Genomic DNA, 17057 nt, shown 5'->3' on the forward strand with positions numbered 1-17057 from the left:
CCATTCATCCACCAACCCGCTACTGCGCCAGGCTGTACCGGAGCTGCACGCCGGCCTCGGTGGTGGAGTTGCGGAAGGCGTTGCTGATGCGCGGCGTGGTGATGGTCTGGCTGTAGTAGAGCTGCAGGTTGAGGCGCGTGTTGAGCAGGTAGTCGACGGTGGGGCGCAGCTGCACGGTTTTCGAGCCGTTGGTGATGGTGCTGGTGCTGGTGCCCTCCGAGGGGGTTTCGCCATCGGCATTGCCGGGGTCGAAGGAGTTGTTGATGCTGCGCTGCACCGTGATGTTGTCGCGGATGCTGAGGTCGAGACGGGCGGTGAGGTTGTTTTTCAACACGCGCTGCTCGCCGCCCACCCGGAAGGGCAGCTTGAGGCTGTTGGTGGCGTAGCCGAAGCCCACCACCACTTCATTGGTGTATAGCTCCGTGACCTGGGCGTTGGTGGTGTTCAGCACCACCGAGCGGTCGGTGCGGTATTCCAGGCGGCCGGTCATCTTGCTGATGGTCTGAAAATTAACCCCGATGAGCGGCGATAGGCGCTCCACAATGCTCACTTGGTTCACAATGTAGTACGGGATGTACTGCCCCGACGAGCTGGAGATGACGGCCACGCTGGGCTCGGCCGTGTACTGGTTCGAGGTGGTGTAGCTGCCCACGTTGTAGAGCGAGGAGTAGGCGTGGTTCAGCGTGAAAGTGCTGAAGTAGCGCTTGATGAGCGGCAGCTGCGCAAACCCGTTGTAGTCGACGCGCCAGTTGGGCAACGGCAGCATGGCAAACGGATTGAACTTGTCGGCCTTATAGCCGTCCGACGACTTGCCGTGGTAGGCGTCGTTGAAGCTCTGGATAAGCACGGCCTGCGAGTTGTAGCCGTAGCCGGTCAGGCTGCTAGCCGGGTTGGTGCGGCTGTCGGACGAAAGCTTTTCCTGTACGATTTTCCGGTTGGCCACGAACCGGTCGAAAGAGGCCGATTTTTCGCCGTTGGCACTCAAATCACCAAACAAGGTCTGGATGGTGACGGTGGACGTGCTGAACGAGCCCGAGCCCAGCGACTGCGGCACAATGTCCTCATTCAGCGGCTCCAGCGTGGTTTCGTTCACCTTGCGGCGGTAGTACGACTCGTTGTTGCGGGCCAGCTGCCGGCGGGCATCCACCTGAACGTTGAAGTCGCGGAAGGGCTCCAGGGTGGTGCGCAGCGTAAGCGTTTCGGTCAGCAGCGAGCTGAGGGCCGTGTTGAGGTACTGGCTCTGGTCGGTGTACCAGCCGCGGCTGCTGGCGATGCTGTACAGCTCCGGCAGGCTGTACTGCCGGCCCAGAATGAACGGGATGCCCGGCGCTAGGCCCATCTCATCGCCCACGCCGTAGTTTTCGAGGCCAAACAGCTTGGTTTTGGGCAGGTAGCCGGGCAGCAGCGTGCCGTTGGAGCGGGCGTAGGTGAAGTTGAGGGAGCGGGCCGTCATCAGCGAGCGCAGCACGGCTTTCACGAAGCGGTACTTCTCCTTGGTGGTATCGGCCGGGGCCTTCACCACGTTGCGGCGGGCATCGCCGGGGGCGCCCCGGTTTTCCAGCTCCTCGCGCGGGCGGGCCTTCACGCTGGGCGGCGACGCGTTGTTGATGATGTTGAGAAACTTCACCTTGTTGTAGAGCTTCACCAGGTCAATCTTGCCGTTGGCGCTCAGCTCGGCGTTGTTCTGAATGGTGTTGCCCAGGTCGAGCACATAGGTGGTCGTGTCGATGGGGTCGGTGGGGTGCAGCAAGGCGCGCTGCCCGCGCGAGGCGGCCTGCCAGTTGTAGTTGGCCGAGTAGCGGGTGTCGGCGCTCAGCCAGTCGGTGAGCGGGAACTTGTCGAGCGGCAGGCGGTAGGTCAGGGCCGCCGTCTGGGTGAAGTTGGTGGTGCGGCCGCCGCGCAGCAGGTTTTGCTGCACCTGGTCGCGGTTGCGCACGGCCTCGTCGCTCACGCCGATGGTGCGGCCCGGGCCTTCGTCCACCACGCCCCGGTTGGTGGCGGTGTAGTCGAAAATCAGGCTCTTGGTCAGGTCCCACTTCAGGTCGTAAATCCGGCTGATGTAGAACGACTTCTGAATCACAGGCGCAATGCCGTCGGTGCTGGGCACCTCGCCCGGGTTCAGGATGCGCTGCAGAAACCGCTCGTTGTAGCGCCGGTCAATGTCGGTGCGGAACGAGAAGCGCGACGGCAGCGGCGTGAAGTTGATTTCCTTGAAAATCTTCAGGTACGGGTTGTCCAGGGCCTTGAAGTTGGCCAATGGCGTGTAGTTCTTGGGCGTGGTCTGGTACACGTAGGCCACGGCCGCCGTGTAGGCCTTGGTGTAATCGCGGTCGGTGCGGATGTCGGTGTGCAGGCGGTCGGTCAGCGAGTAGCTCAGGGCCACGTTTTCCACATCCCAGGGCTTGGGCTTGGCTACCGGCGCGCCGGGCTTGGGCTGGCCCCGCTCCTTGCGCGCGTTCAGCACCGAAATGCTGCGGCTGGTGGTCTGGTCAATCACCTTCTTGCGGTACTCGGCTTGCGCCGTCGCATTTTGCGTGTCCGAGCCTTTGTTGAATTTCAGCAGGCTCTGCTCCAGCTTGGTGTCGGGGTCCAGGGGGTCGTAGAGGGGCGTGCGGGTTTCCTGGCCAATTTGCAGCAGCACGGGCAGGCGCACGTTCAGCTGGGGTGGCAGGAACTTCTCGGCCGCCACAGTGGCGTTGAGGTCGCCCCGGAACACGTTGTCGATGGAGCGCTGCTGCACCTTGTCCTGCAATCCGCCGAAGCCCACGCTGGTGAAGCTGCCCGTGGCCGTGATGTTGGCCAGGTCGGCCATTTTCACGTTCAGGCGGGCCGTGGCCGCGTAGCCGGCCTGCTGCTCAAAGTCGAACACCCGGAACTCATCGGCCCACAGGTTCACGGTTTTCGAGGACGTGCTGGGGTCGGCGTTGTCGTTGAAAGGGTTCAGCACCCCAATCATCACGCCCTGCACGGCCGAGAAGTCGGGGTTGCCCACCACCGTAATGGTGGCGCCATTGGGCAGCGTCACGGTGTAGGGCACGTTCAGCGGCCGCTGGGGAATGGCCTGGTTGCGCTTGGCCTTGGCATCGATGAAGTCCTGAAACGACACGTCGATGCGGTTGGCTTCGGGCCACACCTGGTTGGCCTTGTTCTCCTCCGAGCCCGTCACCTGGTTGATGTCCGTGAGCTGCAGCGGCAGCGAGTACTCGTAGTAGTTCTGGGTGTAGTCGGTGCCGATGCGCAGGAAAGCGCGGGTATCGCCGCTGAGCGTGGTGCGGTCCTCGGTGTCGCCGTGTAGGAACATGCGCAGGCGCTTGTAGCGCAGCATGTTGATGGTCAGGTTTTTGTAGGCCGCCTTGGCGTAGCCGTCGCGCAGGTTGGTCACGCTCAGGCGCAGGCTCTGCTCGTTCTGCAGGCGCGAGGTGCTGCTGCTGCCGTACTCCTTGTCGCGCAGAATACCGGGCGGCGAGACGTATGGAATTTTATTCGTACCCACCGCCACGGCCAGGCCGTTTTCCTCCACGCTCACCGTCGAGATACTGAAAGCGTCGGCGTCGGTGAGCTGGTTGGTTGGCAAATTGCCGCCCTGGCCGCTGTCCACAATCCGGTAGTTGAAGCGGCGCCACTGGTTGGCCACAAACTGCGGCTGCACCATGCGCAGCACCACGGGTTCGGTCCAGTTGGTCATGTACATGCGCAGAAAGCGGATGGACTTGAAGCCGAACGCCTGGTTGTTATTGCCCCGAATGGCCGTGAAGCCGTCCCGAATCGGAATGCGGAACTGGTACCACGTCACTTGGTCGCCGTTCACGGTGTTCGTCACCTTGTCGATGATGTAGTTCGAGCCCACGTCGAGGTCGCCGGGCTGGGCGCCCAGCCGAATACGGTACTCGTAGTAGCGCTCCACGTCCTGCACCACGTTGTCGCGGTTCAGGTCTTCCTTGTCGGGATAGGCCGTCGAGCTGAGCTGGCTGTTTTCGGGCGAATTGCCGTCGTAGCCATCGTAGTTTTTGTAGCGGCCCAGCAGCTTGGTGTTGGTTTGGTCGTAGCTCGGGTCGAGGTGGTGGCGGAAGTCATCGGCCGAGGGGTCGGGCAGGCTTTGGTAGGCCGGGCCATACGGAATTTCGGGGGCCGCGGCGGTGGCTTTGGCCCGCTCGCCGTCGTTGTTCAGGCCGTCGAGGCCCACGTCCTGGGCGGCGCGGGCGCCCGGCGAGGCGTTGAAGGCATCGGTCAGGAACTGCTGGCGCGATACGATGCCGTAGGGCGTGGTGGCCGTCAGGCCGGTCGGGTCCACGCCGGGCGCGGGCAGGCCGTTCTCGAACTCGTACTGGCTGTTGTCCTTCAGCACGTCCTCGCTCACGTTGCCGAGGTTGATGATGAGGTCGCCGCCGGTGGTGTTGGGCGCGTCGTTGCCGTCCTGGTCGGTGATGTTCACCCGCTCGGCCGGCGCGCTCGGGTTCGTCGCCTTTAGAAACGGGTCCATCATCCAGAACTCCAGGTACTCGATGTTGGCGTTGTCAAAGTCGGTATCGAAGGTGATGGCCCGGCTCACCCCCGCGAAGTTGTTGACGTTGAGCCCCGGCTGCGTGGGGTTCAGCCGCTTGCCGTCGGCGCTCACGTTCGGGTTGTAGTTGTAGGCGCCCCGCTCGTTGGGGTAGTAGGCCATGTCGAAGGTGTACTCGAAGCCGTTGCCCGTCGAGCCCAAATCCTTGTTTGGAAACACCTCGTCGCGCTTCACCCCGCGCACGTAGTGGTTGTTCAGGTCGGCCGCGCTGATGTTGCCGGGCACGTTGGGGCCGCCGGTGTAGTAGCTCTGGTCGATGGTGTACCAGGCCAGCTTGGCGCGCTGGTAGTTGTAGCCCAGGCCCACGGCCGCGCTGCTGGCCTGCGGCAGCGGCGTGCTGGCCAGGCGCCAGGCCGGAATGCTGGCCAGCCCGCCCAGCGTGTAAGGCGTGCGCGCATTCTCAAAGTCATCGACGTACGACACGCCGTTCTCGCCGTTGCCCAACTGCGAGCGGCCCGGCAGCAGCTTGGCAAATTCCCCGCTGAAGGCAATGGTCGAAATCTCCTTCGTCGACACGAAGGGCAGCATGTCGAGGTACTTGGTCAGCACCCGGCTGTCTTTCCGAATGGCGCCATCCAGGCCAATGAGCGTGTTGTTGCCCGGCTCGTCGCCAATGTTCACGCGGTTGATGCCCGGCGCCTGGTTTTCCAGCAAATGCAGGGCCGTGCCGCCGATGGTCACGTCGTTGTTCAGCTTATAGTCGAGGCGCACGCCCACCAGCTTGCGCGGCTGCACCTGCACCAGCGCATTCTTCTCAAAGCTCACCTTCAGCTCATTGGCCGAGTTGAGGTAGGCCGGATTCAGAATTTTCACCTTGGCCTGGTCGTAGAATACCTGGTAGTCCACGCCCTCGGTCAGCAGCGTCGAGCCCGACGTGACGCGCACCGACCCCTGCGCAATGCCGATGCCCGGCAGGTTGATTTCGTCGGAGCTGGAGCCACCCTGGAAGCGCCCGCGCAGGAAGAACTTGTCCTTCTCCTGCACCTGCTGGGCGTCGCTCTGCGTCTGGTTGTACAGTTCCTGGTAAACGTATTTGGTAATGTTATCGGGCTCGCCCGCAAACTGGGTTTGCAGGTAATTGCCGAACGGCTGCACGTTCGGGAAAATGATTTTACCCAGCTCCGGGTCGATGGTCACGCCCGGGAAGTAGTCGAAGTTGCCATCCGGCAGCTTGTCGTTGTTGGAATTCACGTGGTCGAGGTTCAGCACCTCAATCAGCGGCCGATTGGCAATGCGGGCGCCCTCCTTCAGCGAAATCAAATCGACGCCGGTAGCGTCGTCCTTATAAATAATCTGGAGCTGGAAGTTGTCGCGCTGCAACTGCGAGGCGTTCAGGGGATAGATGTTTTTCATCATCAAATCCCAGGTCGGCGTGTTGCGCGTCAGCAGGTTGGGATTGTTCGGGTTGGCCGCCGGGTTGGCCAGGCCCACGCCGGGGTTGCTGGCGCGCAGCATCTTCAGGAAGATGACCTGGTCGGGGGTCACGTTGTTGTAGTCACCCGACAGCTCGCCCACTTTGTAGGTCTGGCCATTAAAGATGTACTCGTAGCTCACGCCCAGTACCTGGTCGGGCAGCAGGGCGGTGTTCAGCGAGATGTAGCCGAGCTGGGCGTTGAAGGTGTATTCGCGGGTGTCGAGCTTGCGGGCCCGCACCCGTTCGTAGTCGATGTTTTTCAGCAGGCCCTGCGCGCCCTGCAGATAGTTGTCCACACCTAGGTTGTCGCGGCTGCCGGCGGCACCGGTCACCGCTCCAAACAGCCGGTTGGCCTCGTTCTTGGCCGGCGTCTGAATGGTGGGATTGCCTAGGCTGTATTTACTCTGATAGAGCCGGAACGGCTCGGCCAGGTCCATCAGCGTCACCACGTTGCGCAGGCTTTCGGTGGTGCGGTTGTCGTTGGTCACGTACACCTCCAGGCGGTTGATGGTCACGCCGCTCTGGATGGTGGGCAGGTTGCGCAGGGCCTGGTCGTACCGGTCGCGGAAGAACTGCGACAGAAAAAAGTGCCGGTCCTTCTCGTACTGGCTGGCCTTGATTTCATACTGCCGGCTCTGCGCCCCGTTCTGGATGCGCACTTCGTCGGCGGTGCCGCGCACGGTAGCGGCCACGGCCGTCACGCCCAGCTTGCCAAACTGTAGCTGCGTCTTGATGCCGAACAGGTTCTGGCCGCCCTGCACCAGCGAGTTGGTGAGCGGCAAACTCACGTTGCCCAAATCCACCTTCCGGATGATGTCCGTTTCCTCACCGGCGTAATCGAACTTCATCTGGTTGTCGAAGTCGAACGAGGCTTTGGTGTCGTAGTTGAACACCAGCTTGAGCTTGGTGCCAATGGCGCCCGTCAGGTTAACGTTGATGTTCTGCTCAAACAAAAAGTCGCCCACGCTCTGCTGGCGCAAGGTCAGGGCTGGGTTTTCGTTCTTGTTAAAGCGGGCCCCAAACTTGAGCGTCACCGAGCCCGCCGGCCGGATGTCCACGTAGCTGCCCCCGAAAATGCGGTTGGCAATGGGCCCGAGGTAAATCTTGGGAATCAGGCGCTGGGCCTGCGGCGTGCCGGGCGCGGCAGCCGGGCCCGTAATGCCGCCCTTGGCCTTCTGGCGGTAGTAGTCGGCCACGGCCTGACGGCGCTGGTACTCCTCGTACTGCTTGTAGGTGAGGGCGCTGGGGTCGCGGTAGTCGATGTCGGAGCCAATTTTCTCCTGCACCTGCACTTTTTGCAAGCTGTCGTCAACCGTGACGCCCAGTTTTACGTTCTTAGGCAAGGGCAGCACCAGCGGCGACTCGCGGCGGTGCGGCCCGAAGGGGCTACCCGGCCGGTCGTGGGCCCGTACTCGGGGCCGTTTGCTGGGCTTGTAGGGGCCCGTGGTATCGGCCACCGCGCCCTTGGGGCGAGGGGTATCCTGGGCCAGGGCCCGGCTGGCGCGCAGCCACAAGCGGCCGAGACGCGGCGCCGCCACAGGCGAGGCCTGGGCCCACCACGTCAGCAACGACGCAACCACAACTACCGACGCGGGGAGTAATTTCTGACCGGATTTCAAGCAGGATAAGTGGATAAAGCTATTGCAGCAGTTAGCCGATAGCAGTTAGCTGTTAGCCAGTAAGATACCGGCGGCAATCAGGTAGCTCTTCGATACCGAAGCACCTTGGGCAAGGAAGCTTGTCGCCCCGATGAGGGCGCAGGCACGGTCGGCTAGCAGCTAAAAGCTGTTGGCCAACCGCAAAAAACCGTCCAGACTCAATGCGACTTCAAAGCAAATTTAATCAATTCCTCCACGCTCAGCTCCCCACCGTGTTTGTGCTGAATCTGGTCCAGCTGCTTCTCGGCGGCGGCCCGCGCAAAGCCGAGGGTCACCAAGGCCTGCAACGCTTCGGCGCGCCGCGTATTGTGCTGGCGGGCCAGCGGCACGGTGTCGACACCGGCCTTGGCCAGTAATTCGTCCTTGCGGAGCTTGTCCTGCAGCTCCAGAATCACGCGCTGGGCGGTTTTTGGCCCCACGCCCTTGATGGCCTGAATGGCGCGCACGTTGCCGCTCACAATGGCCTCGCGGATTTCGCCCACGCTCATGCTGCTCACCATCACAATGCCCGTGCCCGGCCCAATGCCCGACACCGAAATCAGCTGCATAAACAGCGCCTTCTCGCTGGGGTCCAGAAAGCCGTAGAGCGTTTGGCCGTCTTCTTTAATGTGCTGGTAGGTGTAGATTTTCGTGGCCGCGCCTTCGGCCGGCAGCTTGGAAAACGTGGCCAGCGAGATGCGGACTTCGTAGCCCACGCCCAGAATATCCACAATGGCCTGGGTGGCGTCTTTGTAAGCTAATTTACCGTCGAGGTAGGCAATCATAGGGAGGGAAAGGAGGAACAAAAATGTGCTTCAGCAGCTGGGCAACACCCGTGACGGGGTTTTCCCTCCCAAATTTACTGGCTTTTCGGCCAAAAATTTTGGGTGAAATGAAGAAGTTGTGAAGCGGTTGTGATGGGCAACAGAATCAGAAAAAAAGAACGTCATGCTGAGCGCAGCCGAAGCACCTCTACCGCGCAAGTAATCAGATTTACTATTGCGGTAGAGATGCTTCGGCTGCGCTCAGCATGACGTTCCTACGTTTGTTCTAAATTGTTCTAAAACACCGCCCCTACAGCGCCTTGCTGCCCATCTGCGCATCGACCACGGCAATGGAGGCCATATTCACGATGTCGCGCACGCTGGCACCGAGCTGCAGGATGTGCACCGGCTTGCGCATGCCCATCAATACGGGCCCAATTACCTCAGCACCGCCGATTTCCTGCAACACCTTGTAGGCAATGTTGCCCGATTCCACGTTCGGAAACACCAGGGTATTGGCGCCTTTCTCGGCCAAGGGCGAGAAATCGTAGTGCTCCTGGAGCAGCTGCGGGCTCAGGGCCACGTTGGCCTGCATCTCGCCGTCAATCAGCAGGTTGGGAAAGCGGGCTTTTGCCAGCTCGGTGGCACGGCGGGTCTTTTCGGGCAGCACGCCGGAATTGGAGCCGAAGTTGGAGTAGCTGATGACAGCAATGCGCGGCTCGGTGTCGAAGAAACGCACGGCGCGGGCCGTGAGGCCGATAATCTCCACCATTTCCTCGGCCGTGGGGTTGATGTTCACCGTGGTATCAGCAAAGAAGTAAGGCCCCTTTTTGTGCTGAATGATGTACATCGAAGCCACGCGGCGCACCCCATCCTCAGTGCCGATAACCTGCAGCGAGGGAATAATGCTCTTGCCGTAGTCCTTGGTGAGGCCGGTGATGCAGGCGTCGGCCTCGCCGGTTTCCACCATCATGGCGGCGAAGTAGTTGCGCTCCCGCATCAGGCGGCGGCCTTCATAAAGCGTCATACCGCGGCGCTGACGCTTATGGTACAGCAACTTAGCGTACTCATCGCGCTTGGCGTCCTGCTTCAGAATGTTGATGATTTCACAGCCTTCCAGGTCCACGCTGTTTTCGCGGGCAATGGCTTCAATCTTTTCCTGCGGCCCCAGCAGAATGGGCCAGCAAATGCCCTCGTCGCGCAGAATCTGGGCAGCTTTGAGAATCTTGTAGTTGTCGGCTTCGGCAAATACCACGCGCTTGGGGTTGGCGCGGGCGGCCGAGGTCATGCGGTTCATCAGCTTCTGGTTCACGCCGAGGCGGGCGCGGAGCTGGTCTTCGTAGGCCGCCCAGTCCTCGATGGGCGCTTTGGCCACCCCGCTTTCCATGGCGGCTTTGGCCACGGCGGGGCTAATGCTTGTGATGAGACGCGGGTCGAGCGGCTTGGGAATGAGGTAGGTACGCCCAAACGCCAGCGTGTTGTCGCCGTAGGCCTTGTTCACCATCTCGGGCACGGGCTCCTTGCTGAGTTCGGCTAGGGCGTGCACCGCCGCCAGCTTCATGGCCTCGTTGATTTCGGTGGCGCGCACGTCCAAGGCCCCCCGGAAAATGTAGGGGAAGCCCAGCACGTTGTTCACCTGGTTGGGATGGTCGGAGCGGCCGGTTGCCATGATGAGGTCGTCGCGCGTGGCCATGGCCAGTTGGTAGCTCACCTCGGGGTCGGGGTTGGCGAGAGCGAAGACGATGGGGTTCGGCGCCATTTTCAGCAGTAGGCCGGCCGGCAGCACGTTGGCCGCCGACAGGCCCAGAAACACGTCGGCGCCTTCCATAGCTTCCTCCAGGTTGTTCACCGAGCGGTTGGTGGCAAACTGCATCTGAATGGGCGCCAGGTTGGTGCGCCGCTCGTGGATGAGGCCGTCCTTATCGAACACCACCACGTTTTCCTTTTTCAACCCCAACGCCAGGTACAGCCGCAGGCATGACACAGCCGCCGCGCCCGCGCCGCTCACCACCAGCTGCACTTCGTCAATCTTTTTGCCCACGATTTCCAGCGCGTTCAGCAGCGCCGCTGAGGTGATAATGGCCGTGCCGTGCTGGTCGTCGTGCATCAGCGGGATGTTCATCTTCTCGCGCAGCTCCGTCTCAATGCGGAAGCACTCCGGTGCCTTGATGTCTTCCAGGTTGATGCCGCCGAAAGTGGGTTCCAGCGACTTCACAATCTTGATAAACTCGTCGGGGTCGGTGGCGTCTATCTCAATATCGAAGCAGTCGATACCCGCAAACTTCTTGAATAGCACACCTTTGCCTTCCATCACCGGTTTGCTGGCGGCCGGGCCAATATTGCCCAAACCCAGCACGGCCGTGCCGTTTGAGATGACGGCCACCAGGTTACCCTTGGCGGTGTATTTGTACACGTCATCCGGGTTTTCGGCAATGGCTTTGCAGGGCTCGGCCACGCCGGGCGAGTAAGCCAGGGCCAAGTCGAGTTGGGTGCTGACGGGTTTGGTGGGGATGACCTCAATCTTGCCGGCGGGCTCCTGCGAGTGGTAGTCGAGGGCGTCTTGCTTGTTTATTTTCAGCATCGGGGAATTCTTCGGGAAATGAAAACGGCCGCGCGGGCAGCGCGGCCGTGTAAGGCGAAATTAGGTCGAAAAGCGCGGCAATGCCGGGTTTTGTTTGTTTTTGGTTTTTGGTTCTTGGTTTTCAGCTGCGAACCGAAAACCAAAAACCAGCCACCAATAACCAGAAATCAGCTCTGCGGCACGACCAGCTTCTGGCCCAGCTTCACTTCATCGGAAGTGAGGTGGTTGACTTCGCGCAGTTGCTGCACACTCACCCCAAACCGGCGCGAGATATTGAACAGCGTATCGCCCGGCTGCACCAGATGCACCTTCGAGGCCAGGTCGTGCTTGCTCAGCGCGGCTTTGGGCGCGGCGGCTAACTCTTTCGCCGCCGTTTTCGGCTGTTTGCGGGGCGCTTCGGCCACTGCCTCAGCTTCCACAGGCGCGCTGAATACCAGCCGCTGGCCCATCACCACATTTTCGGAATTCAGCTTGTTCCAGGCCACCAGCTGCGCCACACTCACGTCGTGCGCCCGGGCCAGCTTGGTGAGATTATCGCCCCGGCGCACGGTGTAGGGGCCGGAGTTGGCGGGCTCTTCATTGGCCGAAGCGGTTTCAATGGCAACTTCCGGCTCAGCGGCGACTACAGTTGCTTTGGCTTCGTTGCGGCGGGTTTCGGCGGCCTGGGTCTGGGCCAGGCGACGGGCGGCCGCGCGGGCCTGCGCATCAGCGGCGGCCTGCTGAATGGCCTGCCGCTGCCGAATAGCCACTAAGCGAGTTTCCTGGAGCTTTTCCTGCTTAATTAATTCCTGCACCCGGGCTACCTCGCGGGCGTTGGCAGCGGCTTGCTCCTTGCGGGCCAACGCTTCTTCATCGGAAACGACCGGACGAACCGATTTCGGCGCGGCAATAGCCAAAGCTTCGGCCGGCGCTTTCGGCACGCTGGGCGCCGCCGTGGGCATGGGCACAAAAATCACCAGCTGCTTGCCCGGCTTCAATGCCTTGCCCTTCGGCAACTCGTTCCAGCGGCGCAGTTGGCTTTGGCTTACTTCAAACCGCTCAGCCAGGCTGGCCAGGGTTTCGCCTTTCTTCACCTTGTGCGGCACCCGCCGGTAGCGGGGCGCAGCAGATTCATCCTCGGCCCGCGGGCCAGCGGTGGCGGCCAGCAACTGCTTGCTCACCCAAGGTTCCACGCCCTCCAGGCGGGGCGGCAGCACCGCCAGGGGCCGCGGCAGCTCTGCCGTGGGCTGGCAGTAGTCCAGCAAGGTATTGCGGTCCACATCGCCAAAATGCTCGGCCGCCGAGGCAGGAAACCGTACCACGTAGGATCGGTAGCCGGCGGGCAGCGCCGCGCGCCGCAGCTCCGGGTTGAAGCGCGTGAGAAACAGCGAGTCGTCGTAGCCGCAGGCGCGGCTCAGACGGCGCAGGTCGAAGGCGCGGCCGCGCAGGCCCAGCGTGTCCATGGGTTCGGCGTACTGGTAGCGCAGCTTGTCGCTGCGCAGGCCGTGGGCCTCAGCATATTTCATGCTGTACATGATGGCTGTGAAGGTGGGCACGTAGTTGCGCGTTTCGGCCGGCATGTGCGGATACAAGTCCCAGAAAGTTTTTTTGCCGGTGCGGCGCATCACGCGCTGCACGCTGCCTGCACCCCAGTTGTAGGCGGCCAGCACCAGCTCCCAGTCGTGAAACACGCCGTAGAGGTAGCGCAGGTGCTTGCAGGCGGCTTCGGTGGCCTTTTCTGGGGCCATGCGCTCGTCCACCCATTCGTCGCGCACCAGGCGCAGGTCGCCGGCCGTGGGGCCCATAAACTGCCAGAGGCCGGTGGCGCCCACCGGCGACTTGGCCGTCGGAATCAGAGCCGACTCCACCACGGCCAGGTATTTCAGGTCGGTAGGAAGGTTGTATTTGGCGAGGTATTTCTCGAAGGTGGGGAAGTAGAGGTTTTCGCGCTCCAGCACGCGCTGCAGGTAGCTGCGGTTGCGGGCTGTGAATAAGGTCACGTAGGCCATAACCGAGCTGTTGAACTGGTGGGGTGCATCGGTTTCGAAGCAGCCCACCCGGTCGCCTACCAAGTCGCGCAGAGTGGGCGGCGTGCGCAGCCACTCCAGCCGGGCCGAGTCGACCGGCACGGGCGCGGCCACCAGCGTGTCGGGCTGCAGCTCCAGGCGCACCCGCACGGTGTCGCCTAACAGCGCTGGCATCGTGGAAATTACCTGGCCATTTGGGTCTGGAGCGGGCACCTCCTGGGCCATGGCTTTGGGCAGCGGCAACAGCAGCCCCAGTAGCCCCAGGCCCAGCCAGCGGCGGCTGTTACGAGGCGTTTTTGCGTGCTTAATCCCTTGCTTCATAGCACTAAGATAGGCGGTGGGTAAAGAACTTGTAGAGATGAAAGCAAAAATTTCCATACGAGTCTTAACCAGCATTGGATAGTGCCCAACCAAAAAAATGCCCCGACCAATTGGCCGGGGCATTTCTCATTTATTTAAACAGACTTGTTCTTACGCCACAACTTCCTCGGTCAGCGCGCTGGCGAAGGCCAGCAACTCGGCCTCGCGGAAGGCGCCGGCCATTACCTGCAGGCCGATAGGCAGGCCGGCAGCGTCCTCCCCTACCGGCACCGAAATGGCGGGCACGCCGGCCAGCGAGGCCTGCACGGTGAAAATATCGGCCAGATACATCGAAACCGGGTCTTGCTTCTCGCCGATTTTGAAGGCCGTGGTGGGCGTGGTAGGCAGCACTAGGAAATCGTACTGGCGCAGCAACTCATCGGTTTTTTCCTTGATGAGCCGGCGCACGCGCTGGGCCTTGGTGTAGTAAGCGTCGTAGTAGCTGGCGCTGAGCACGAAGGTGCCCAGCAGAATGCGCCGCTGCACCTCGGCCCCGAAGCCTTGGGCGCGGCTTTTCTTGTAGAGCGACTCCAGGTCCGTGGCATCCGGGGCGCGGTAGCCGTACTTCACCCCGTCGAAGCGGCCCAGGTTGGAGCTGGCTTCGGCGGTGGTGAGGATGTAGTAGGTCGGAATCATGTAGTCGAGGTAGGGGAAATCCACCGCTTCCACCACGTGGCCCTGGCCGCGCAGCAGTTCCAGCTGGGTTTCCAGCGCCGCCTTGATTTCGGGGTTCAGGCCCTCGTTGTCGATGGCATCAGCAATGTAGCCGATGCGATAGTGCGGCGCGGGCGTGAGGAGCTGGCTGTAGGCGGGCACTTCGCGCTGGCTGGCGGTGCTGTCCATGCCATCGGGGCCGGCCATTATTTCGGTCAGCAGGGCGGCATCAGCCACCGAGCGGGTGATGGGCCCAATCTGGTCGAACGACGAGGCGAAGGCCACCAGCCCGTAGCGCGAAATGCGCGAGTAAGTGGGCTTGAAGCCCACCACCCCGCAAAACGCCGCCGGCTGCCGCACCGAGCCGCCCGTATCGGACCCAATCGAGGCCAGGCACATATCGGCCTGCACGGCCACGGCCGAGCCGCCCGACGAGCCGCCGGGCACCCGGCTGGGGTCGGCCGCGTTGCGGGCGGGGCCGAAGTAGGAAGTTTCGTTCGAGCCGCCCATGGCAAACTCGTCGCAGTTCTGGCGGCCGATGAGGATAGCGTCGGCATCGAGCAGGCGCTGCACGGCCGTGCCGGTGTAGAGCGACTTGAACCCGTCGAGCATCAGGCTGCTGCTTTGCAGCGAGTGGCCGGCGTAGGCCAGCACATCCTTGAGGCCGATGACCATGCCGGCCAGCGGGCCGGCGGTGCCAGCGGCCAGCTTAGCGTCGACGGCGTCGGCCTGGGTGCGGGCCTCGTCGGGCCACACTTCCAGGAAGGCGTTGAGGGTGGGGTTCTGGCGCTCGATGTTGCCCAGGTAATACTCAACGAGCTGGCGGCAGGACGTGGTGCCCGCCGTCAGCTCGCTACGAACTTCGGATAAAGACTGAAAACGCTTCAAACTACTTGCAGATTAGGTGCGCCCAAAGTTAGGCATCAGCGCCAGGACTAGCATTAGCCGGAATATAGGGCTGCCGGGGCTGGGTGCCCTCCGGCGCCAGGTTAGGCGGCAGCTGGTGCGCCACGGGCGGCGCGGGCTCCTCGGTTTTATGCGTAATGGGATGTTCGGGCGTAGTGGCCGCAGCTACCGTAGTGGGCGCTACATAAGCCGGCGAAGCCCAGGGGTCGAAACCTGAACCGGGCTCGGCATCCGCCACCGGCAAGGGGGCCGGGTACTGGTTTTGGGGGCCGTACTGCTGCTGGGCCGCGTAGTTGTTCGCGGGCGGCGCGGGCTGGCCGGCCTGCTCAAATTCGCGCCGGATTTCGGTGCTGGCGTCTTTGAACTCGCGGATGCCTTTGCCCAGGCCCCGGGCTAACTCAGGAATTTTATTGGCTCCAAAAAAAATGAGGATGACAACCATTATCAGTATCACCTCGGAACCGCCGATATCACCAAACATAAGAAAGTGGGGTTTGAATGACTAGAATAAGAAAAGCGCGGCGCTACTGGCGCGGCTGCGAAGCCGGGTCGTTGGGGTTGTAGGCGGGCGGCGCGGGCTGCTGGTAGCCGGTTTGCGGAGCACCTTGCTGCGGGTAACCCTGCTGGGGCTGCTGGGGGTAGCCTTGCTGAGGATACGGCTGCTGATAGGGCGGCTGCACGGGCGGCGCGGCCGGCTGGTCGCGGTACTGCGGCTGCTGCTCCTCAGGCCGGGTGCTGGCGTCTTTGAACTCGCGCACGCCCTGGCCCATGCCCCGGAACAGCTCCGGAATGCGTTTGGCGCCAAACAGCAGGATAACAACGAAAAGAATGAGCAGCATTTCGGTGGTACCAAAGCTGCCAATCAGAAACAGGGGATGATGCATGAGCGCAAGGGCCGCCAAGGCCCGTTTAGGATGATAAAGGAGGATATACGCAGCCAAACGCGTTTTGGAGTATCAAAGATACCGGATAGCAGGTGTTTGCTGAATGAAGCGGCGATTTGGCGGGTAAATCGGTGCGGTTGGCCGGGTGAAAATCAGGATTGAACGGAATGCCCACTGCGGACATCAACACTTAACTAGTTTTGTTAAGTTTTTCACTTTGAGCTTTATTATTACCAAAGCTCTGGGTGAAATTTCCACTCCTTGCCACTATTCGCTGTGAAATCACCCAAATTCGCCACGCCGACCGATGCTTCCCTGCGTCAGGTGAACGAGGCCGACCGCCTGGAATCGCTGCAAAGCTACCAAGTGCTGGATACGGCCCCGGAGCAGGTGTTCAACGACATCGCGCAGCTGGCCGCCTTCATCTGCGGCACGCCCATTTCGCTGGTTTCCCTGATTGACGGCGAACGCCAGTGGTTTAAAGCCCGCGTGGGCCTCAACGTGCAGGACACCCCGCGCGAACACGCCTTTTGCCAGTACGCCATGCGGGCCAATAACGTGTACGAAGTGCGCGACGCCACCGCCGACGCCCGCTTTGCCGACAACCCGCTGGTGACCGGCGAGCCCAACATCCGCTTCTACGCCGGGGCCCCGTTGCTCTCGCCCGAAGGCCAGCCCCTGGGCACGCTCTGCGCCATCGACACCATTCCGCGCGAGCTCACCACCGACCAGCGCGACGCCCTCCGCATCCTGGCCCGCCAGGTAATGGCCAATCTGGAGCTGCGCCGCATTCGCCTGCAGCTCGAAGACGAGCGGCAGAAGCTCGAAGGTGTGCTGCGCATGGCCAACAACGTGAGCGACAACATTTACATTAATACCCGCGCCGAAATATTCGTGAAGCAGGACCAGCGCCTCGTGCGCGTGCCCACCGCCGACCTGCAGTACGTGGAAGCCCTGGGCGACTACGTAAATCTGCACACCATTCGCGAGCGCCTCACCATGTACGGCACCATGAAGGACCTTGAAACCAAGCTGCCGGTGCGCGATTTTGCCCGGGTGCACCGCAAGTACATCGTGCGCCTCGACCGCATTGTGGCCATTGAAGGCGACGTGGCCCTGCTCGACGGCGTGCGCGACGGCACCGCGGCGCGTACCGCGGTGCGCGTGCCCATCGGCAGCTCCTACAAAGCCGGTCTGCTGGGCCGGTTGAACCTAGTTTGATTCGGCAGGGTGCTGTACCGTTTCAGCACTGCGCCCAGCCGAATGCGACGTTCACCGTGCCGGAGGCTC

Annotated in this window: 8 protein-coding genes; 1 reads left to right on the plus strand and 7 read right to left on the minus strand. The window is 62.0% G+C overall.

Annotated elements, in window-relative coordinates; genetic code table 11:
- Positions 1 to 19: 19 nt before the first annotated feature.
- The 7 genes from sov to Q5H92_RS15975 all read right to left on the minus strand — a co-directional run bounded on the left by sov (position 20) and on the right by Q5H92_RS15975 (position 15767).
- Complete coding sequence (sov, locus tag Q5H92_RS15945) at positions 20 to 7555, minus strand: T9SS outer membrane translocon Sov/SprA (protein ID WP_305012541.1); 7536 nt, start codon at positions 7553 to 7555, stop codon at positions 20 to 22.
- 236 nt (positions 7556 to 7791) lie between these two features.
- Positions 7792 to 8397 (minus strand): Holliday junction branch migration protein RuvA, encoded by a 606-nt coding sequence (gene ruvA, locus Q5H92_RS15950; RefSeq protein WP_305012542.1) that lies wholly within the window; start codon positions 8395 to 8397, stop codon positions 7792 to 7794.
- Positions 8398 to 8686: 289 nt separating this feature from the next.
- Positions 8687 to 10957, minus strand: a complete 2271-nt coding sequence (locus Q5H92_RS15955) for an NADP-dependent malic enzyme (RefSeq protein ID WP_305012543.1) — start codon at positions 10955 to 10957, stop codon at positions 8687 to 8689.
- Positions 10958 to 11124: 167 nt separating this feature from the next.
- A complete protein-coding gene (locus Q5H92_RS15960; protein WP_305012544.1) occupies positions 11125 to 13284 on the minus strand; it encodes a LysM peptidoglycan-binding domain-containing protein in 2160 nt (719 codons plus the stop codon).
- A gap of 150 nt (positions 13285 to 13434) precedes the next feature.
- On the minus strand, positions 13435 to 14865 hold the full coding sequence (gene gatA / locus Q5H92_RS15965) for an Asp-tRNA(Asn)/Glu-tRNA(Gln) amidotransferase subunit GatA (RefSeq protein ID WP_305012545.1): 1431 nt from the start codon (positions 14863 to 14865) through the stop codon (positions 13435 to 13437).
- A gap of 28 nt (positions 14866 to 14893) precedes the next feature.
- Positions 14894 to 15364 (minus strand): Sec-independent protein translocase subunit TatA/TatB, encoded by a 471-nt coding sequence (locus tag Q5H92_RS26690; protein ID WP_369811155.1) that lies wholly within the window; start codon positions 15362 to 15364, stop codon positions 14894 to 14896.
- A gap of 43 nt (positions 15365 to 15407) precedes the next feature.
- On the minus strand, positions 15408 to 15767 hold the full coding sequence (locus tag Q5H92_RS15975) for a Sec-independent protein translocase subunit TatA/TatB (protein ID WP_305012546.1): 360 nt from the start codon (positions 15765 to 15767) through the stop codon (positions 15408 to 15410).
- A 276-nt stretch (positions 15768 to 16043) separates the two neighbouring features.
- Here Q5H92_RS15975 and Q5H92_RS15980 point away from each other — a divergent pair, with 276 nt between their 5' ends.
- Positions 16044 to 16988 carry a GAF domain-containing DNA-binding protein gene (locus Q5H92_RS15980; protein WP_305012547.1) on the plus strand — a complete coding sequence of 315 codons (945 nt, stop codon included), beginning with the start codon at positions 16044 to 16046 and terminating at the stop codon, positions 16986 to 16988.
- The last annotated feature ends 69 nt before the right edge of the window (positions 16989 to 17057 follow it).

It is taken from the genome of Hymenobacter mellowenesis, from assembly GCF_030581005.1.
Taxonomy (GTDB): domain Bacteria; phylum Bacteroidota; class Bacteroidia; order Cytophagales; family Hymenobacteraceae; genus Hymenobacter; species Hymenobacter mellowenesis.